We start from the raw sequence: 18,751 nt of genomic DNA, 5'->3' as shown, positions 1-18,751 counted from the left end.
CCTTTCTCGTTCCGTGGAACCGATACCATAACGATTCTGAGCGGAAAAAAACATGCCTTTTCAATCATCTCGCTATGAATGCGCGCTTTTCATACGGCGGATAAAAGAAAACCCGCCGCCGGCGGGTTTTAGGGTGAGGTAGTACGGCAGAAATTACTGCGCCGGACGCTCTTTATTACGCGAGCGCAGCTTTTTCACCAGGCGGTGCGCCTCGGCCTCGGTGGCCACCGCAGGCGAGGAGCCGCGCAGCGGCTTACGCGCCGATTCATGCAGCGTCAGCACGGTCAGCAGACCAATCACGCCTGCGCCCATCAGATAGTAGGCGGGCATCATCAGGTTATGGGTTTTGTCCACCAGCCAGGCGGTAATCAGCGGTGTGGTGCCGCCGAACAGCGAGACGGACAGGTTAAAGCCGATGGCCAGCGCACTGTAGCGGATATCGGTAACGAACAGCGCCGGCAATGTGGCAGGCATCGAGCCGCTGAAGCAGGTATGCAGCGCGCCCAGCACGATCAGTCCGGCAAACACCAGCCACATATTGCCTGAGGCCACCAGCATCATGCAGGGGATAGCCAGCAGGATCAGGCCGATAGCGCCGCTGCCGATGACCGGACGGCGACCCAGGCGATCCGCCCAGTGACCCCAGAACAGCGTCAGCGGCATCATCACGAACATCACCACCATAATCAGCAGCAGGCTGCTCAGCTCGCCCATGCCGAGGACGCCGGTCAGGTAGCTCGGCATATAAGAGGTCAGCATGTAGTTGGAGACGTTAAACAGCAGCACCAGACCAATACATTTCAGCATCGGCTTGTGGTACTTCTTCAGCATCTGCATCACCGTCATTTTCGGTTTGCTATGCTCCAGCGCCTCCTGCTTCTCCATATGCTGCTGGAACGCCGGCGTCTCTTCCAGCTTCAGACGAACGTAGAGGCCGAACAGGCCGAGCGGCGCGGCGACGAAGAAGGGAACGCGCCAGCCCCAGTCGAGCATGGTCTGCTCCGGCAGCACCGAGGTCAGCGCCGTCACAAAGCCGGCGCCCAGCAGGTAGCCGCCCAGGGTGCCGAACTCAAGAAAGCTGCCCATAAAGCCGCGACGGTTATCGGTGGAATACTCGGCGATAAAGGTTGCCGCGCCGCCATACTCACCGCCGGTAGAGAAACCCTGCACCAGCCGTGCTACCAGCAGCAGTATCGGCGCAAGAATGCCGATGCTGGCGTAGGAGGGGATCAGGCCAATACAGAAGGTGCCGATCGACATCATGATCATGGTCATCGCCAGCACCTTCTGGCGGCCGATGCGATCCCCCAGCGGGCCGAATACCAGTCCGCCGATAGGGCGCACCAGGAAGGCGGCGGCGAAGGTGCCGAACGCCGCGATCAGCTGCGCGGTGTTACTGGCATTGGCGAAAAAGACTTTACCAATGGTCACGGCGAGATAGCTGTAGACGCCGAAGTCGAACCACTCCATCGCGTTGCCCAGCGCCGCTGCGCCGACCGCGCGCTTCAGCATATCGTTATCGACGATGGTGATATCGTCGACCGTCAGCTCTTTCTGCTTTTTCTGCCAGAAATGCTTTTTGCTTTTATCTGTGGGTTGATTCCCGGTGCTCATAATATCCTCATTAACCAATGAGGCTCTTATAGCTTTCGTCGCCGAACTGCCAACAAACTATGGGAAAGAAAGCTATAAGCAGCCTGTTAAAATAAATTACGGCAGCTTGTTTACAACAATTTACCTTACTATAAAAACGGCCTCGCTTTCAAATTAGCAGATTTTTAGACTGATATAGCCGAACAAACATGCAGTTGATGCCGTAATCACGGGTCAGCATGGTTTAAATCGCTTTGTCTCAGGAAGTTAGCCTGTAAAGAAACCGTAAAAAAAGAGCCGGGTAAGTTTAAAAACGCAAATAACCCTGTTTATTATGAGGTCTAGTCAGGGGGCGTATTTTCGTGAATCTGGCCTGAAAATAATCGACACCCTGTAAACCCAGTTTATAAGCCGATCGAAAATGTCATCAATCTGTCACCCCTTAAATCACGCGTTATTGCCGCCGCCAGCTAACATTCAGAGATAGTGTTGTTTTGCACGCGCCGCCCAAATCCGCGGCGTCTTTTCTGGAGGGGTTATGGCCCGATTTAGTGACAAACGTATCCTGATTACCGGCGGCACCAGCGGCATGGGGCTGGCGGGGGCGCAGCGCATTCAGGCAGAGGGCGGCCGCGTTGCGGTAACCGGGCGCAATGCCAGCCGACTGCAGTATGCCAACAGCGTGCTGCACGACAATGCGCTGCTGCTGCGCAACGACGCCTCGCTGGAGGCGGATATCGAGGCGCTGGGTGAAGCGGTGGAAAAGTGGGGCCGGCTGGATGGACTCTGGCTGAATGCTGGTTATGCCGAGCTGAGCGAACTGGAGTCGGTGACCGCAGAGTCGTTTAACGCCATGATGAACGCCAACGTGCGCGGCCCGATGCTTCAGCTCGCCAGGCTCTCTTCTTTGCTTAACCCTGGCGCATCGGTGGTGGTCACCTCCTCATCCTCGACCTATGAAGGCGCGGCAACGACCAGCCTCTATGCCGCCACCAAAGGGGCGATTATTGCCATGGCGCGCAGCTGGGCATCGGCGCTGGCGCCGCGTGGCATACGGGTGAATGTGGTGGTGCCGGGGCCGATCGAAACCCATTTCCGCGATTTTATGCCGGAGACGGCGCGTCAGCAGTTCGAGGATTTTATCGTCAGCCAGGTGCCGCTGAAGCGGGCCGGGAAGGCGGAAGAGGCGGCGGCGGTCGCGCTGTTTCTGCTCTCCAGCGACGCCTCTTTTGTGACGGGCAGCCAGTACGCGGTCGATGGCGGCCTGGTGCGCTACTGAAATCTGGGGCAGCCTGCGCTGCCCGTTAAGCGATTAACCCGGATAGATGCCGCGCTCTTTACGCGCCATCAGAATGCGTTCGCAGGCAACGATATAGGCCGCGGTACGCAGCGAACACGCTTTCTCTTTGGCTTTGTTCCAGACGTGTACCATCGCGTCGGTCATGATCTTATCCATGCGCGCGTTGATCTCATCTTCGCTCCAGAAGAAGCTCGCCATATCCTGGACCCATTCGAAGTAACTGACCGTTACGCCGCCTGCGTTACAGATAACGTCCGGCACTACGATGATGCCGCGTTCGGCCAGTACGTCGTCCGCTTCGGGATAGGTTGGGCCGTTGGCGCCCTCCAGCACCAGCTTACAGCTCAGCCTTTCCGCGCGCTCGCGGGTGATCTGTCCTTCCAGCGCCGCAGGGATAAAGATATCCATTTCGGTGCGCCAGAACGCCTCTTCATCGATCTTTTCCGCACCGGGGAAGCCGAGGATCTGCTTGTGCTCCTGCTGCCAGCGTGACAGCTCCGCCATATCGATGCCGTTGGCGTTGGCGAGGGTCGCACTGTGATCCTGGATCGCCACGATAAAGGCGCCTGCTTCACTGAAGAGACGCGCTGCTTCGCTGCCGACGTTGCCGAAGCCCTGCACCGCGACGCGCGCGCCCTCAACGGGAATGCCCGCGCGGCGCGCCACTTCGCGGCCGGTAATAAAGACGCCGCGTCCGGTCGCCTTCTCGCGTCCCAGCGAGCCGCCCAGGTGGACCGGCTTGCCGGTGACTACGCCGGTTACGGTGGTGCCGCTGTTCATGGAGTAGGTATCCATCATCCACGCCATCACCTTGCTGTTGGTGCCGACATCCGGCGCGGGAATATCTTTCTGCGGGCCGATAATGATGCCGATTTCGCTGGTGTAGCGGCGCGTCAGGCGCTCCAGTTCGCCTTCCGACAGCGCGAAGGGATCGCAGCGGATGCCGCCTTTGGCACCGCCATAGGGCAGATTGACCGCGGCGCACTTGATGGTCATCCAGGCGGAGAGCGCCATCACTTCGTTCAGATCGACATTGGGATGGTAGCGAACGCCGCCTTTACCCGGCCCGCGCGACAGGTTGTGCTGCACGCGATAGCCTTCGAAGTGGCGGATAGAGCCGTCGTCCATCTGAAGCGGGATATCGACAATCAGCGCGCGTTTTGGATGGCGCAGCGTATCGATCCAGCGTCCCAGCTCGCCCAGATAGGGCGCGACGCGGTCGATTTGCTGAAGGTAGGTGGACCAGGCAGATGTACTGTTTTCAGACGCGTAGGATAACTTTTCCATAAAGACCTTTCTTTTTTAAAGTCGTTTATTATGTGTTGCCGTGGATGGGGAGCGGATCAAACCGCACCCCGTTAATTTACCACTTACCGAAGAAAGATAATTTTTCTTCCGCGGCTGAAAACAGGCGTTTTGCTACATTTTGGTGCAGCGCAGTGCATAAATAATGTGGCTGGCCGCGCCGCACTGAATAAAGATGTGCTTATGTTGCATGCTTGTTGCATAAACAGGATTTTTTGTCACTTTTCAGTTCCTTGAGTTGTCTCATAAATTGAACAAATTACGCCCGCTGCGTATTGACTTGGCAGAGTAAATTCGCCGCATGAGCCAGATTAATAAGTGGATTACTTTTCGTAATGGCAGAAGGGCGAGGCTGAATTAAAGCGCCATCACTGCCTCTATTTCGATTTTGAGATCGGGCGAGAAAAGTGCGCTCACCTGCACTAAAGAACTGGCTGGCAAATGGTCGCCGTAATAATGAAACAGCACCTGGCGCAGGGCGTCGATATCCTCGAAAGAGGTGATAAATAGCGTGACTTTCAGTAAGGCGCTGAGCGTTTTATTTTCCGCCTCAGCGATCAGCTGGAACTGGTCAAATATCACCTTCGCCTGCTCCGCGACAGAGCCGGTTTGCGCGGCGCTGCCGTATGCGGTCAGGCCGGAAACATAAAGCGTATTCCCGTGCTTTACCGCATGAACATAGGGCGCCTTAACTTCGCCCAGCGCGGGATAATTAATTCTTTCGATAGCTGACATCTGTTTTCCTTTCATTCAGGGCAGGGGTAACGGCTATATCTGCCGGGCATCACCCGATCGCGTTGATAAAAGCAGCTAAATATGCACGGCTATTTTGCTGCCGCCTCGCCGCTATTGACCGGGCTAATCGCGTCATAAGAGATTGCCGCTGTGAATAAATCGCCTTATCGTTATATAATTTCAAATACAACGAAAGTGGTAAATTCAGGTTACGCTTTCCCGCCGTTAATATCACCTGCAGAACTGACTTAATAAAAATGAAATGTATGACCCGCGCGCTTTTTCAACCTCAGGCGCTTAGCCTGCTTATTTTCACCGCGCTACAGACCCAGGGCGCACAGCCAGCCAGCGATGAGACGCTAACGGTTTCCGCTGCGCCGCCATCGCTCTCCAGCCAGGAGGATGCCACGCAAAAAAGCGCTATGCTGGGCAATGCCGGCAGACTGGCGGTGCGCAACGCGCCTTTCTCTGTCCAGTCGCTCTCGCGTGAAATGATGAAGCAGCAGCAGCTAAAAAGCGTCAGCGCGCTCTATCGCTATATGCCGTCGGTCCAGGGAGATGGCGTCCGCCCGCAGACGCGCGGCATGCAGGGCAGCGTGGTGCAGAACAGTATGATCGACGGCCTGAACGTCGTCTCGACTACCGACTACGCGGCAGAGCAGTTTGACCATATCGAAGTGCTAAACGGCCTGGCCGGTTCGCTCTACGGCCCGGCTAATCCGGCGGGGCTGTTTAATTTCGTGGCGAAGCGCGGCACCGATCTGCCGCAGCATCACCTGAGGATCGGCGGCGGCAGCGGCGGCAATCATAATCTTGCGGCGGATTTCAGCGGCCCGCTCGATCAAAATGATCGCCTGCGCTATCGCCTTAATCTGCTGGATGACGAGGGCGGTGGCTATGTCAGCGGCAGTAAGGTGCGCCGTCAACTGGTGAGCCTCGCGCTGGACGCTAACCTCAGCGACAGCACCGTGCTGGAGAGTAACTTCAGCTATTACCACTATTACGATAAAGGCCTGCCGGGGAAATTCGCGCTGGGCAACGGCCTGACCTTCCCGGCGGCGCCCGACCCGAAAAAGGCCGGGCTGGGGCAATCTTATGCGAGCGACGATAACCATACCCTGACGGCAGGGCTGCGCCTCAGGCATGACTTTGACGGCAACTGGCAGGGTGAAGTCGGGGTGCTGCGCCAGATCGCCGATCGCGAATCGACCGGCGTTACCAACACCTTTACCGATCGGGCGGGGCGCTACACCACGACGACCTCTTCCTCCACCGCCAGCCGCTTTACCATCAACAGCTATCTGGCGAACCTGAACGGCGAAGTCGATACGGGCTGGATCCACCATCAGATTGCTGCCGGCATCCGCGGTTTTGTCTGGAAGAATATGAATCCGCGGCGCGGCGCGACCTCGACGCTGGGCAGCGCCTCGCTGGAACAGCCCTCGCGCTTTGAGCGTCCTGACTATCCCGACTTTACCGACCGCTATCACTCCGCCACCGCCACGCAGCACGCCTTTCTGCTGAGCGATAATCTGCAGTTTTCACCCCAGTGGAGTCTGATGCTGGCGGGCAGCGAAAGTCTGCTGAGTTCAGCTAACTACGCTAAAACCGGCGCGCGCAGCAGCGAATCCTCTGATAAGGGCTTCTCCGGCTCCGCCAGCCTGGTCTATAAGCCGGTGGATCCGCTGACGCTTTACCTCACCTGGGCGGACAGCCTGCAGCAGGGGGACGCCGCGCCGACGGGTGCCAGCAACGCCGGCACCATCCTTGCGCCTTACCGCAGCAGGCAGGCGGAAATCGGCGCTAAGCTGGCGGTGAATCGGCTGCTGCTGACGGCGGCGCTGTTTGAGATTAAACGTCCCTTTGCCTATACCAGCGGCAGCGGCGTCTATGCGGTAGACGGCGAGCAGCGCAACCGCGGCCTTGAGCTGATGGCGGACGGCGAGGTGACGCCGAGACTGCATATCTACGGCGGCATGACCTGGCTCGATCCGCGTCTGTTCGATACCGCCAGCAGCGCGACGCAGGGCAAACGGGTGGTGGGGCTGCCGCGCTACAGCGCCAGTCTGTTCGCCGCCTGGGATCTGCCTGGCCTTAGCGGCGCGGATCTGCACGGCGGTGCTCGCTATGTCGGACGCCGCGCCACCGACAACGCCAACAGCGGCTGGGTAAGCGGCTACACCACGCTGGACGCGGGCGCGGGCTATCACACCCGCCTGATGAACACCGACACAACCTTTCGCCTTGACGTCACCAACCTGACCAACCGTCACTACTGGACCAATATCGTGCCGGGCGGCCTTAATGGCTACAGCGGCGCGGGCTATGCCAGCGCGTCGCTCGGCGAGCCGCGTCAGGTGCAGGTTTCAATGCAGCTCGATTTTTAAGGAATCTGAACAATGAGAATGTTACTGCGGGCCAGCCTGGCGCTGACGCTGAGCCTGGCGGCAGGCGTCACTTGCGCCGCCACGCTGACCGACGACCTGGGGCAACAGGTCGAACTGCCGCACCCGGCGCATCGCATTGCCGACGCCTGGTATGCACACCACTCGCTGCTAATGACGCTGGGCGCGGGGGATCTTATTGTCGCCACCGTGAATCATCCGGCAGACCGGCCGTGGATGTTTAAGGTGCAGCCCTCGCTAAACCAGGCGCTACAGGCGCGCGGCAAAACCTTTTCTAGCGAGGCGCTGGTGGCGCGCGGCGTCGACGCCATCTTTGTGCCCGCGCAGGATCCCGATGCGGCAAGCTACCGCCAGGCGGCAATCCCGACGCTGAGCATGCGCTTTGACGATGTGGCGTCGATGAAACGTTCGCTGCTCACCACCGCACAGGTAGTCGGCACGCCGGAGGCGCACCGTCGGGCGCTGGCCTATAACCACTATCTGGATGCGCAGATCGCCGCCGTCAGCGCGCAAACCGCGTCGCTGAGCGACGCGCAGCGGCCGCGCGTGCTGCATATCCAGTCGCTGCATCCGCTGAAAATTGATGGTGGCCAGACGCTGATTGACAGCTGGATCCGGCTCGCCGGCGGCCGAAACGCGGCGGCGCAGGTGACAGGCAATATGAAAGAGGTTTCGCCAGAGCAGGTCATCGCCTGGGATCCTGATGTGATCATTATCGGCGCAGACGCGGGCAGGCTGGAGGATTCGCCCTGTGCCGCGTTGTTCAGCGGCGTGAAGGCGGTAAAAGCGCATCGCGTGCTGCAAAATCCGTCGGGGGTATTTCCCTGGGACCGCTATGGCACGGAAGTGGCGTTGCAGATCCTCTGGGCGGCGAAGCAGCTGCATCCGCAGCGCTTTCCTCAGCTCGATATGATCGCCGCCACCCGCACCTTCTATCAGCGCTTTTACGATTACCCGCTGCGCGCGGATGAGGCGGAAAGGATACTGGCGGGTTTGCCGCCGATTTCAGGCTGAAATCGCCAGCCGCGCTTGGCTGAACAAAGTGTGCGGCGGCTGGCGTAAAAAGCAGCAAAGCAGCTGAATTCGGAACATGCCGAGGCAATGTGCGCTGGGAGAAAGTGTGACGTAGCGCTAAAATAACCCCTTAGTCGCAGCTGAGGTCTGACAAAAACAATGATTGCACGTTTTTCCCCGATAGCTCTTTTCGCCGTCGTCGCGCTCGCCGGATGCGCGAAAAAACACTCTTACCAGGACGATCCCACCTTTGCCGCCGGTCCCGCACAGGTCAGCGTTTCCCACGTGATGACGCGTACCGATGACGGCTCCTCGGTGTTTGTCACCGTCGATGGCAAAGATGCCGGCAAGCTGAACGGCGGGCAGAGCAAAGATCTCTTCCTGACGCCAGGCAAACATAAAATCGGCGGCTACGTCGCTACCCTGTTTGGTCTGGGACGCGTCACTATCAATCCGGTTGAAGTGAACACCGCCAAAGGCGAGGTGAAGCATGTCGCCTATGAGGTGAAAAGCGACAAGCCGACCTTTACCGAATGGACGCCGCCCGCGACCGAAGGCTAAACGCCGCTCTCTGGCCGGTCAGCCGCCGATCGGCCAGCTTCTCTTTCTTCTTTTCCATCCTGCCCGCTACCCGCGCCTGCGCGCCTGAAAGCTTTATCGTCGCCAATGATTGTATGCAATCATATTTGACCATATGTGAGCACGATCAATTTATTATTGTGCGGATTAACCTATAAACTCTCCTGTAACGCCTTCAACAGAAAGTGCGATGATTAAATTCAATCAATATCCATCCCTACAGGAGACCAACGTGGCAAACCTTAACAGCAGCACGCGCTGCACTGACTCAGCCGCCGCGCCGCCGCGGCTCTGCGCTTCAGCTTTCACGGCGACGCGCTAGCTCGCCAGCACGCGCCCTTACTCATCGCAAAATAGACGAGGGTCATGACCCTCACGGTTTCGCTCGTCCTCAAGAGAGGCTCAGATGAATACGTTTAACGCTGAAGATACCCTGATTATCGTCGGCATCGTGGTGGCTTATATTCTGTTCACCACCTGGCTGACCTGGCGGCTGCGCAGCAAAAGCAGCGGCGACTTTATGGAAGGATCGCGCGCCATGCCCGCGCTGGTGGTCGGTATTTTGCTGATGTCGGAATATATCGGTGCCAAATCGACCATTGGCACCGCGCAGGCCGCCTTTGAAGATGGTTTCGCCGCCTCCTGGTCGGTGATCGGTGCGGCGATCGGCTTTCCGCTGTTTGGTTTCCTGCTGGTAAAACGCATCTACAGCACCGGCAAAATCACCATTTCCGGTGCTATCGCGGAAAAATATGGCACGACGACCAAGAACATTATCTCCGTGATTATGATTTACGCGCTGCTGCTGGTGAACGTGGGCAACTACGTGAGCGGCGCGGCGGCGATTTCGACCATTCTGAAGGTTAACCTGCCGGTTGCGGCCTTTATTACCGCCATCGTCAGCACCTTCTACTTCTGCTTTGGCGGCATGAAAGGGCTGGCGTGGGTCACTATGCTGCACAGCGCGCTGAAATACTTCGGCATTCTCGCCATTATGGGCTTTGCACTTTATAAAACCGGCGGCTTTACGCCCATGATGGAGCAGATGCCCAGCTACTACTGGACGTGGGATGGTCACGTCGGCGCCAGCACCATTGTCGCCTGGCTAATCGGCACCATCGGCTCTATCTTCTGCACCCAGTTTGTGATTCAGGCGATCTCTTCGACGAAGGATGTGCGCTCGGCTAAGCGCGCCACCTGGGTCGCATTCTTTTTCTGCCTGCCGATTGGGCTGGCGATTGCGGTAATCGGCGTCGCGGCGAAATATCTGCACCCTGAGATCAACAGCCTCTACGCCATGCCGATCTTTCTGCAGGATATGAATCCCTGGATGGCGGGCGTGGTGACAACGTCACTGGTAGCCTCGATCTTTGTGAGCGTCAGCACCGTGGCGCTGGCTATCGCCTCGCTGGTGGTAAAAGATTTCTACGTGCCGTACCGCAAGCCGACCCAGGAGCAGGAGTTTAAAGCCACGCGCTGGCTATCGCTGATTATCGGCTTCCTGCCGCTGATTTTTGTGCTGCTGGTGCCTGAAGTACTGAAACTCTCGTTCTTTACCCGCGCTATTCGCCTGTCAATCTCGGTCGTGGCGGTAATCGCCTTCTACGCGCCGTTTTTCAAAAGCGCACGCGGCGCAAACGCCGGTCTTATCGGCGCCTGCGTGGCGACCTCGGTCTGGTATCTGCTGGGCGATCCCTTCGGCATCAATAATATGTATATCGCGCTGGTCACGCCGGCCATCATCATGGCGATCGATTACCTGATCCCAAACCGACAAACAGATATAACGCGCCAGAGCGTTGAACAGAGGGGAGTCCCATATGTCCGTAACCGTTAACCGCGATGGCGTGCTGCGCCCGACAGAACAGGATGCGCGCCTTATAACGGCGATGCTGCCGTCGCCGTGCCCGCAAAACCACGCGGCCAACCTGTTGCCGCTGCCGGACGGATCGCTGATGTGCGTCTGGTTCGGCGGCACCCAGGAAGGCGTGGCGGATATCTCCGTCTACAGTTCGCGTCTGCTGCCCGGCGCCGATCGCTGGAGCGAGGCGGTAAAGCTCTCTGACGATCCCACGCGGTCTGAACAGAATCCGGTGCTGTTTCTGGCGCCGGACGGCGTGCTGTGGCTGCTGTGGACGGCGCAGCTCGCCGGCAACCAGGATACCGCTATTGTACGGATGCGCCAGTCGCACGACCTGGGCGCAAGCTGGGGGCCGATTGAGACGCTCCTCGACCAGCCTGGCACCTTTATTCGCCAGCCGATCACCGTGCTGGAGAACGGCAGCTGGCTGCTGCCGGTCTTCTACTGCCGCACCCAGCCGGGCGAGAAGTGGGTGGGCAATGACGACGTTAGCGCGGTGAAGATCTCCAGCGATGGCGGCAAAAGCTGGCGCGACGTCGCGGTGCCTGACAGCCTCGGCTGCGTGCATATGAACATCACCGCGCTGCCGGGCGGCGCGCTGGTGGCGCTCTTTCGTAGCCGATGGGCGGACTCTATTTACTACAGCCAGTCGGAGGATGGCGGCGAAAGCTGGAGCTCTCCAGAGCCGACCACGCTGCCTAACAACAACTCCTCTGTTCAGGTCACGACGCTGCAGGACGGCACCCTGGCGCTGGTGTTTAACAATATGAGTGCGGCGGGGGCGACGGAGCGGCGCGCCTCGCTCTATGACGAAATCGACGACGGCGACGACAGCCGCAGGGAACCGCAGGCGCGCGAAGGACGCAGCGCCTTCTGGGGTGCGCCGCGCGCGCCGATGACGGTGGCGCTGTCGCCCGACGGCGGCAAAAGCTGGCCGTGGCAGCGCAATCTTGATGAAGGGGACGGCTACTGCATGACCAATAATTCGCAGCAGAAACTCAACCGCGAATTCTCCTATCCCACCATCAAGCAGAGCGCCGACGGCGATCTGCATATCGCGTACACCTTCTACCGGCAGGCAATCAAATATGTGCGCCTTTCGCCGGCGTGGATAAAGGAGGGGTTATGATTATCGGCAACCTGCAGACGCTGGCGATGGCGGGCCTGCCCGCCGCGCTGCGCGAGATTCTTGAGCGCGAAGAGTGCCGGCTCGATGCGCTGCGGCAGCGCGAAGATGGCCGCTTTCAGCCCGCCGACGCAGCGTGGTTTTGCCATATCGGACCGGCGCAGACCGAACCAGCCGCGCAGCGCCATACGGAGTATCACCGCCAGTGGGCCGATATTCAGGTGGTGCTGGAGGGCAATGAGATCATTAACGCCAGTCAGCGGCCGCTGGCGCAGCCGGACGATGAGGAGCGCAAAGCGGATCTTTTCATCGCCGCCGCGCCACTGCTGCCGGTCTCGATTCGCTTGAGCGCCGGGGATTTCGCGCTGTTTTTACCGGGCGAGCCGCATCAGGCGCTGTGCGCGGCACCTCAGCCGGGATACGTGCGCAAGGCGGTGTTTAAAATTCCACGTTCGCTTCTGGAGGCTTAGATGCCGCATGCAGTCGTAACCGGGGCCAGCTCCGGCATTGGCGCCGCGATTGTCGACGCGCTGCTCGAACAGGGCTGGCAGGTGACGGGCTTAAGCCGCAGCCAGGTGACGCGCGACAGCGCGCTGTTCCGCAGCGTTCAGGTCGATATGACCGACGAGCCTGCGCTTATCCGCACCGCTGCCGATCTTTCCGTACCGGACGCGCTGGTGCATGCCGCTGGCATGATGGCCGCCGCGCCGGTGGGCGAGATTAACCTCGGCGTCAGCTCGCGACTCTGGTCGCTGCACGTGCGCGCGGCGGAGATCCTTGCCAGCCGCTTTGCGCCTGAGATGCGCGCGGGCGGCCGTATCGTGCTGATCGGCAGCCGTACCTCGCGCGGCGCGGCCAACCGCTCCCAGTATGTCGCCACCAAGGCCGCTATGGTGGGAATGGCGCGCAGCTGGGCAATAGAGCTGGCGTCGCGCGGCATTACGGTCAACGTGGTGGCGCCGGGCGCCACGGAAACGCCCATGCTCTCGCAGCCGGGCCGCGAAGCGTCACGGCCGGTCGTGCCGCCGATAGGCCGGCTGATTCAGCCGCAGGAGGTGGCCGCGCTCACCGCTTTTCTGCTCTCGCCGCAGGCGGCGGCCATCACCGGTCAGGAGATGGTTATTTGCGGCGGCGCCTCGCTGCGCTAGGAGCGGGCGTTCAGCGTCGCCAGCTGCGCGCCGAAATGCTGCTCGATCACCCTAAAGGTCTCCAGCGCTTTAATGCGATAGAGCTGCTCTGAAGGATGAATGCAGTCAGGCGACATCATGGCGCGCCAGTCTGGCATCTGCTGAATGCGCTGGTACTGATTAACCAGCGGCACCTTTTCCGCGCGGGCGACGGCGTCGAGCCGCGCGGCATAGGGTGCGACATCCCATTTCTCCGCCCGGCCGCACAGCGGATGAGGCTCCTGCAATATCACCGCTTTGCCGTTCGCTCGGGCGCTGTCGATCAGCGCGGTCATCACTTCGCTGTAGCGCTGCGGGCTGACCTGGTACGGTTTTTCGATATCGTGAAAGTGATAGTGGCGCGCATCGTTGGTGGCGAAGTTCAGCAGAATCAGGCGGGCGCTGGAGCCTTTCATCGCCTCCTGCCACGGCGGATTATGCTCATATTTATAGCGGCCGTTCAGCAGCTCTATCGCCTGCGCCGACGGCGCGCCGCGATTAATTACCTGCACACCGCTACCATATTTTGCCTGCAGCAGCTAGTTGAGCACGGCAATTTCATTGTGCTCACTGACGATATTGCGCAGCCGGCCATTTTCACGCACCGCCAGCACGCCTTTCGTGCTTGATCCTCCCCAGGCTTCAATAATAAAGGTGGCGGGGGAGGTTGACTGCGCCACGGCTGGCGAACAGACGGCAGCGGAAAGCGCGAAAGATAGCGCCATTTTAAACTGAAATTTTATTCGAAACATATCGCTCTCGGCCCGTTGGCTGCAGTGAGTATCGCGGTTAAACCACGGCTGCGATCACGTTAGCAAATTAATTTAGCCGCCAACAACCCGAAAAGCCCCGATAGTTGCCAGCAAAACTATATCAATGCTTAGTTTTATTACGCGCGCTGTTTTTTAATGCACATCGCAGCGGGAGAGAGAGGTTTTGCCCGCCAGCCAGGTAAAATAAGCAAAATCGCACTCTTTAGCGAAGTTTCTTCTATTAACCGGCCTTATCAACCGTCTCGTTTAATGAGATGTGTTGCGTAGCAGAGATAAAATTTACAGCAGTTAGCACGGATTTATTTATAAATATCTGTAATTTAATGATAATTTATTAAATACCACGCCAGTGCGTTTATCCCTCGACACCCGCTTCATCTGGCCTTTTTCCTAATTGAACGGCTTATCTCCAGGCATATTCCTAATGTCCCGCCAGCGGAATGCTTTTTATCGTTAAGTGGTGATACGCTTTAGCTACTCAGGCCAGGCAGGGTTATTCTGATTTCTGCGCGGCCGACTTCACCAGGTCAGGATTATATCCTTTACGCGTCTCGCTGTTAAAAGTGCAGCAGGAGAGATGCGACGTTCTGACGAACAATTAAGAAGGGTACAACGTGGAAAATAAAGCATTTCTCTCAAGCCGAAATATTGGCCTGGATTTCCTGCGCGCGCTGTTAATTCTGGAAGGGGTGTTATATCACGCCGCCCGCAGCCTTCCCGGCGGAAATAACTGGTACTATATTTCCGGGAAAAATGAGTCGGACGGCTTTACCGCGCTGATTGAGTTTATGCATACCTTTCGGATGGAAGCCTTTTTCTTCCTGTCGGGCATGTTCTCGGCGATGGTGATCCTGCGCAAAGGCAGCGACTTTTTTTACAGTAACCGTAAAAAGCGCGTTGTGGTGCCGCTTATCTCCGCCTTTCTGTTTATTCCCGGGCTGATGTATCTTATCAACGCGCAAATCGACGGCGACGCGCTGACGACACAGGGCGCGCTGGGTGCCTATACCTCACTGCACCATCTCTGGTTCCTGGTTTCGCTCACCGCGATGTCATTTTTGATCCCGACCCATCTCTATCAGCGCGCGGCGACGGCGATGCGTCGGCTGCCTTTCCCGCTGCTGGTGGCGGCGCTGATCGTGGCGGCGAATGCGTTCTTTGTGGTGAAATTTTTCGTAAAAGACTTTGGCGAATGGGCCAACCTGATCCCGGTTACCGCGCGCTTTATGGTCTTTTATGCGGCAGGCTATGCGCTCTACCTGAACAGCGATCAGATCCCGCAGCAGGCGCGCAGCATGCTGGTTAACACCAAAGTTGTGGCGGCGCTGGGCCTGGCCTGCTGGCTGGTGTTCTATGCCATCTTCCACTACAACATCACCAGCAGCCTGAAATATTTGCCGGTGCTCTGCGCCAGCGTCTTCTCGGTGATCTTCTCTTACTGGGTCGTTTTCACCTTTGAGAAATTGCGTATGAAAGAGAGCCGCCTGGTGAAAGGCGTGGTGGATTCCGCGCTGGTGATCTACATCATGCACTATCCGCTGGTGATCACCTTCGCCTGGCTGCTGGATGGCTATCTGCCGGATTCGCTGCCGATCACCTACGTCACGGTCGTCACCTCGCTCGGGCTAATCTGCAGCGCCGCGCTCTATTTTCTGATTAAGCAGCTGCCGCTTATGTCGCTGCTGTTCGGGCTGAAACCGGCCCGCCTGCAGAACGTGCCAGCCACCCATCCCCGCAGCTAACCGCCCGGCCTTTCCGCTGCCCGCCGAACCTTATCCGGCGGGCATTCTGTTACAAACCTGTTTATTAGCGCGCAACAAAAACGGTTATGCTCTTACTACTTCAGACAACCGTGTAGCGAAGGGATCATGATTGTAAATTGCATGGTATATCGCCCCGGCCAGACTGGGCAGGAATTAGACGTAGAAAAAATCAGTGATGTGCTTAATGAGCCAGACGCATTTATCTGGATGGGGCTTTATCAGCCCGAAGCGGAGTTCATGTATAAAATCCAGCGCGAGTTCGCCCTGCATGAGCTGGCGGTAGAGGATGCGTTATGCGCCCATCAGCGCCCTAAAATCGAACAGTACGGCGAGTCGTTGTTTATCGTGGCTAAAACCGTCAGTTCAGAAAATGAGCATCTTCATTTCGGTGAAACCCACTTTTTTATCGGTAAAAACTTCCTGATCACGCTGCGTCACGGCGCCTCCGAAAGCTACGCCCCCGTGCGCGATCGCGTGGCGCAAAACAGCGCGCTGCTCGAACACGGGCCGGGCTATCCGCTCTACTGCATTCTCGATTTTATCGTCGACCGCTATGGCAAATATACCGCCTCCCTCAGCGATAAAATCAACGAAATGGAGGCGGCGCTGTTTCGATCCGAATTTGACAATGTGGCCGTGAAGAAGGTCTATCGCCTGCGCCGCGAGCTGCTGAGCCTGCGTAACGCGGCGCAGCCGCTGGAAGAGATCTGCCAGCAGCTGGTCCGGCTGCATGAGGAGATCGTACCGAAAGAGCTGCGCGCCTATCTGCGCGACGTGCAGGATCATGCGCGCCATGTTGTGACCGACGCGGAGGATATGCGGGAAATGCTGACCAGCGCCATGCACGTCAACCTGGCGATGGTGGCGGTGCAGCAGAACGAGGTGACAAAAAAGCTGGCGGGCTGGGGCGCGATTCTGGTCGTGCCGACGGTGATCTTCAGCATGTACGGCATGAACTTTAAGGATATGCCGGAGCTTGATTCGCCGCTCGGCTATCCGCTGGCGCTGGGTTGTACCATCTTCGGCTGCTTTATGCTGTGGCTGCGGCTGCGCAAGTCGGGCTGGCTCTAAAGGGATGGCCGCGACGCGCTCTCGCCGCGGCCTGACGCCTTACTCTTCAATGCTGCTCAGCAGCGCATTCTGAATAATGCGCTGCGCTTTCAGGGGATTTTGCTCCAGCTGCGCCGCCTGCAGCGCATCGATATCGAGCTTGTCGAGCGCGCGATAGATATGCTTGAGAAATCGGATGGAAAGGTTGGCGGCTTCCACATGGTCTTCACGGAACGGGAACTGGTCGAGCTGCCAGACGCCGTTCCAGTTGTTGCGCTTCAGCACGTAGAAAAACTCGAAAATCTCGGTCATATGCACCGTGCCGACCACAAGGTCATCATCCCAGCCGCGCAGATTGTCGTTCACGTCCATGCCAAACAGGCGGCCGCGATCGATAATCAGCTGCGCAGCGCCGGCCGGCGACTCGCCCGCAAACAGCGCGTGGCCGAAATCGAGCAGGATCCCGACGTTATCCAGCCCGATCTCTTTAATGCCCAGCAGCGATTTCGCCGCGGAATCCCAGGTCATTTTGACGCGCGGCTCGCGCGGCTTATATTCGATGGCGAATTTCACGTCCGGGTTGGCCCCGGCCAGCTCGCGCATGCCGTCAACCGCCAGCTTCCACAGATTTTTGTGATCGACCTGGAAGGGGTAATCCCAGCCGTCCTGACCGGGCCACACCTTAACGTAGCTGGCGCCCAGTTCGCGCACCACGCCGGCCGCTTCATTCATCAGCGCCAGCGCCTCGGCGCGCACCGCCGCGTCGGGATGGGTAAAGGCGCCGCGCGAGAATTTGCGCAGGTAGATCTCGGGGGTTACGCCGATCGCTTTCAGACCCGCTTCCTGTAGCGCCTGCTTAACGTCACTGACCGAGACGCCAGGGGTAAAAGGATAGGGAATGTCCACCCAGGCGAGATCCTCAACTTCCGCCGCCAGCTTGATTTGATCGAGCGTGCTGAGCGCCGGGCCGTAGCCGTCAACTGCATAGCGATCGATATAGTTTGCGAAATGCCACAGGCCAGCGCCAAAGCTGGGATAGTTGTAGTCACTCATTACCGATATTCTCCGTTCAGGATGCAGACAGAAGCGTGGTCGGATTGCGGCGGCAATCCATCAGTGAATATATATTCAATAAAGATTATATATTCCATTGTGCGGGCGGAAACGGCTGAGTGACCAGTGGGGCGCGCGATAACTGTAAGGCCGGTCACAATAAATCGCCGCCTTTGCGCTGCGCAGAAAGCGAGCGTCGGGCTAAGGGGAGAAAATCAGCCGCGCCGTTTGGCTTGTTAATCGGCGACATTAGAGGGATCATTTGCGCAGTCAGGTTCGATATCGCAGGCGCTATGCTTATAAGCACTGAAAACTTTCGCAGTCATATGGCCGACAGGCAGCTCGCCTGCACGCTGGCGGCTGTCGCCGGCGCGCTGAATACCGCGGCGTTTGAGGTTGTCGGCTTTTTCTCCGCCAATATGACCGGCAATGTCTCCTCCCTTTCGGATCATCTGGCAAAAGCCAGTCTGGCACCGGCTATCTTCTTTGTGTCGATTGTCGCCATCTTTATTACCGGCTCCGCTTTCTCAACGCTGCTGGTCAATGCCGGACGGCGCAACAATATGCGTAAGGTCTATGCCTTTAACATCCTGGTGGAGGGGATCGGCCTGGTGGGACTGGGGGTGGTTGAAACCTGGCTGACGCCGCACTCGCCCGGCGTGGTGCTGATATTATGCCTGAGCTTTTTTATGGGGCTGCAAAATGCGGTGGTAACGCGCATATCCAATGCCCGCGTAAGAACCACCCATATTTCCGGCACCTCAACGGATATCGGTATTGAACTGGCGATGCTGTTCGACGTGCTGAGGCGCAAGGAGTCGCCGAAAGAGGCGCCGCTCTATATCGAGCGTTTGAAACTTCACGCCTCAACGCTGTTCTCGTTTCTGGCTGGCGGCGTGGCGGGGATCTGGCTCTATCACGCGCTGGGGTATCCGTTCATCATCTTGATCGGCCTGATGCTTATCGCTCTGGCGCTGCATACCCTGCTGGGCCGGCATACGAACCCGGCCAGTCAGTAAACTGCCTGG

General features: G+C 58.3%; 17 protein-coding genes. 11 read left to right on the top strand and 6 right to left on the bottom strand.

Features of this window, described 5'->3' with window-relative positions; all coding sequences use genetic code 11:
* Window positions 1-153 precede the first annotated feature (153 nt).
* Complete coding sequence (proP, locus tag MHZ97_RS16650; RefSeq protein WP_239315092.1) at window positions 154-1,614, bottom strand: glycine betaine/L-proline transporter ProP; 1,461 nt, start codon at window positions 1,612-1,614, stop codon at window positions 154-156.
* Window positions 1,615-2,131: 517 nt separating this feature from the next.
* Between proP and MHZ97_RS16645 the strand changes: the two genes are divergently transcribed.
* Window positions 2,132-2,872, top strand: a complete 741-nt coding sequence (locus tag MHZ97_RS16645; RefSeq protein WP_103796555.1) for an SDR family oxidoreductase — start codon at window positions 2,132-2,134, stop codon at window positions 2,870-2,872.
* A 33-nt stretch (window positions 2,873-2,905) separates the two neighbouring features.
* Here the strand turns inward: MHZ97_RS16645 and MHZ97_RS16640 are convergent, their stop codons facing one another.
* Together MHZ97_RS16640 and MHZ97_RS16635 are read right to left on the bottom strand one after the other, a co-directional pair.
* Entirely contained in the window at window positions 2,906-4,180 is a 1,275-nt protein-coding gene (locus MHZ97_RS16640) for a Glu/Leu/Phe/Val dehydrogenase (protein WP_239315091.1), read from the bottom strand.
* Window positions 4,181-4,555: 375 nt separating this feature from the next.
* Window positions 4,556-4,933 (bottom strand): RidA family protein, encoded by a 378-nt coding sequence (locus MHZ97_RS16635; RefSeq protein WP_239315090.1) that lies wholly within the window; start codon window positions 4,931-4,933, stop codon window positions 4,556-4,558.
* 257 nt (window positions 4,934-5,190) lie between these two features.
* Between MHZ97_RS16635 and MHZ97_RS16630 the strand changes: the two genes are divergently transcribed.
* The 7 genes from MHZ97_RS16630 to MHZ97_RS16600 all read left to right on the top strand — a co-directional run bounded on the left by MHZ97_RS16630 (window position 5,191) and on the right by MHZ97_RS16600 (window position 13,066).
* On the top strand, window positions 5,191-7,320 hold the full coding sequence (locus MHZ97_RS16630) for a TonB-dependent siderophore receptor (protein ID WP_239315089.1): 2,130 nt from the start codon (window positions 5,191-5,193) through the stop codon (window positions 7,318-7,320).
* A gap of 12 nt (window positions 7,321-7,332) precedes the next feature.
* A complete protein-coding gene (locus MHZ97_RS16625) occupies window positions 7,333-8,352 on the top strand; it encodes an ABC transporter substrate-binding protein (RefSeq protein WP_375337772.1) in 1,020 nt (339 codons plus the stop codon).
* A 159-nt stretch (window positions 8,353-8,511) separates the two neighbouring features.
* A complete protein-coding gene (locus MHZ97_RS16620) occupies window positions 8,512-8,913 on the top strand; it encodes a hypothetical protein (RefSeq protein WP_103796550.1) in 402 nt (133 codons plus the stop codon).
* Window positions 8,914-9,337: 424 nt separating this feature from the next.
* The gene (locus tag MHZ97_RS16615; protein ID WP_239315088.1) at window positions 9,338-10,768 is read left to right on the top strand and encodes a sodium:solute symporter family protein; all 1,431 of its coding nucleotides are present in this window, start codon (window positions 9,338-9,340) and stop codon (window positions 10,766-10,768) included.
* Window positions 10,752-11,921 carry an exo-alpha-sialidase gene (locus tag MHZ97_RS16610; RefSeq protein WP_239315087.1) on the top strand — a complete coding sequence of 390 codons (1,170 nt, stop codon included), beginning with the start codon at window positions 10,752-10,754 and terminating at the stop codon, window positions 11,919-11,921. Before MHZ97_RS16615 ends, MHZ97_RS16610 begins: the two co-directional genes overlap by 17 nt.
* A complete protein-coding gene (locus MHZ97_RS16605) occupies window positions 11,918-12,388 on the top strand; it encodes a YhcH/YjgK/YiaL family protein (RefSeq protein WP_103796547.1) in 471 nt (156 codons plus the stop codon). The genes MHZ97_RS16610 and MHZ97_RS16605 overlap by 4 nt, the downstream gene beginning before the upstream one ends.
* Window positions 12,389-13,066, top strand: a complete 678-nt coding sequence (locus MHZ97_RS16600; RefSeq protein ID WP_239315086.1) for an SDR family NAD(P)-dependent oxidoreductase — start codon at window positions 12,389-12,391, stop codon at window positions 13,064-13,066. It begins immediately after the preceding gene.
* Here the strand turns inward: MHZ97_RS16600 and MHZ97_RS16595 are convergent.
* Window positions 13,063-13,620 (bottom strand): SGNH/GDSL hydrolase family protein, encoded by a 558-nt coding sequence (locus tag MHZ97_RS16595; RefSeq protein ID WP_255729623.1) that lies wholly within the window; start codon window positions 13,618-13,620, stop codon window positions 13,063-13,065. The two genes, MHZ97_RS16600 and MHZ97_RS16595, sit on opposite strands and share 4 nt — an antisense overlap.
* Window positions 13,621-13,623: 3 nt before the next feature.
* Window positions 13,624-13,836 (bottom strand): hypothetical protein, encoded by a 213-nt coding sequence (locus MHZ97_RS16590; protein WP_239315084.1) that lies wholly within the window; start codon window positions 13,834-13,836, stop codon window positions 13,624-13,626.
* 635 nt (window positions 13,837-14,471) lie between these two features.
* Here MHZ97_RS16590 and MHZ97_RS16585 point away from each other — a divergent pair.
* Window positions 14,472-15,599: an acyltransferase family protein gene (locus tag MHZ97_RS16585; RefSeq protein ID WP_239315083.1), complete on the top strand. Its 1,128-nt coding sequence runs from the start codon at window positions 14,472-14,474 to the stop codon at window positions 15,597-15,599.
* Between the two features lie 126 nt (window positions 15,600-15,725).
* Window positions 15,726-16,691: a magnesium/cobalt transporter CorA gene (gene corA, locus MHZ97_RS16580; protein WP_239315082.1), complete on the top strand. Its 966-nt coding sequence runs from the start codon at window positions 15,726-15,728 to the stop codon at window positions 16,689-16,691.
* 39 nt (window positions 16,692-16,730) lie between these two features.
* Here the strand turns inward: corA and MHZ97_RS16575 are convergent, their stop codons facing one another.
* On the bottom strand, window positions 16,731-17,723 hold the full coding sequence (locus MHZ97_RS16575) for a sugar phosphate isomerase/epimerase (protein ID WP_239315081.1): 993 nt from the start codon (window positions 17,721-17,723) through the stop codon (window positions 16,731-16,733).
* 293 nt (window positions 17,724-18,016) lie between these two features.
* Here MHZ97_RS16575 and MHZ97_RS16570 point away from each other — a divergent pair, with 293 nt between their 5' ends.
* Complete coding sequence (locus MHZ97_RS16570; protein WP_239315080.1) at window positions 18,017-18,742, top strand: YoaK family protein; 726 nt, start codon at window positions 18,017-18,019, stop codon at window positions 18,740-18,742.
* The last annotated feature ends 9 nt before the right edge of the window (window positions 18,743-18,751 follow it).

Origin of the sequence: Pantoea sp. ACRSC (assembly GCF_022346785.1) — a bacterium.
Taxonomy (GTDB): Bacteria; Pseudomonadota; Gammaproteobacteria; order Enterobacterales; family Enterobacteriaceae; genus Pantoea; species Pantoea alvi.
Note: the sequence above shows the minus strand (reverse complement) of the source record. Positions and strands in the feature narration are given on the sequence as shown.

What these genes read in the sequence shown, in the direction of transcription:
- proP (WP_239315092.1), bottom strand. Translation starts at nt 1,614, where the DNA reads ATGAGCACCGGGAATCAACCCACAGATAAAAGCAAAAAGCATTTCTGG.
- MHZ97_RS16645 (WP_103796555.1), top strand. Translation starts at nt 2,132, where the DNA reads ATGGCCCGATTTAGTGACAAACGTATCCTGATTACCGGCGGCACCAGC.
- MHZ97_RS16640 (WP_239315091.1), bottom strand. Translation starts at nt 4,180, where the DNA reads ATGGAAAAGTTATCCTACGCGTCTGAAAACAGTACATCTGCCTGGTCC.
- MHZ97_RS16635 (WP_239315090.1), bottom strand. Translation starts at nt 4,933, where the DNA reads ATGTCAGCTATCGAAAGAATTAATTATCCCGCGCTGGGCGAAGTTAAG.
- MHZ97_RS16630 (WP_239315089.1), top strand. Translation starts at nt 5,191, where the DNA reads ATGAAATGTATGACCCGCGCGCTTTTTCAACCTCAGGCGCTTAGCCTG.
- MHZ97_RS16625 (WP_375337772.1), top strand. Translation starts at nt 7,333, where the DNA reads ATGAGAATGTTACTGCGGGCCAGCCTGGCGCTGACGCTGAGCCTGGCG.
- MHZ97_RS16620 (WP_103796550.1), top strand. Translation starts at nt 8,512, where the DNA reads ATGATTGCACGTTTTTCCCCGATAGCTCTTTTCGCCGTCGTCGCGCTC.
- MHZ97_RS16615 (WP_239315088.1), top strand. Translation starts at nt 9,338, where the DNA reads ATGAATACGTTTAACGCTGAAGATACCCTGATTATCGTCGGCATCGTG.
- MHZ97_RS16610 (WP_239315087.1), top strand. Translation starts at nt 10,752, where the DNA reads ATGTCCGTAACCGTTAACCGCGATGGCGTGCTGCGCCCGACAGAACAG.
- MHZ97_RS16605 (WP_103796547.1), top strand. Translation starts at nt 11,918, where the DNA reads ATGATTATCGGCAACCTGCAGACGCTGGCGATGGCGGGCCTGCCCGCC.
- MHZ97_RS16600 (WP_239315086.1), top strand. Translation starts at nt 12,389, where the DNA reads ATGCCGCATGCAGTCGTAACCGGGGCCAGCTCCGGCATTGGCGCCGCG.
- MHZ97_RS16590 (WP_239315084.1), bottom strand. Translation starts at nt 13,836, where the DNA reads ATGTTTCGAATAAAATTTCAGTTTAAAATGGCGCTATCTTTCGCGCTT.
- corA (WP_239315082.1), top strand. Translation starts at nt 15,726, where the DNA reads ATGATTGTAAATTGCATGGTATATCGCCCCGGCCAGACTGGGCAGGAA.
- MHZ97_RS16575 (WP_239315081.1), bottom strand. Translation starts at nt 17,723, where the DNA reads ATGAGTGACTACAACTATCCCAGCTTTGGCGCTGGCCTGTGGCATTTC.
- MHZ97_RS16570 (WP_239315080.1), top strand. Translation starts at nt 18,017, where the DNA reads ATGCTTATAAGCACTGAAAACTTTCGCAGTCATATGGCCGACAGGCAG.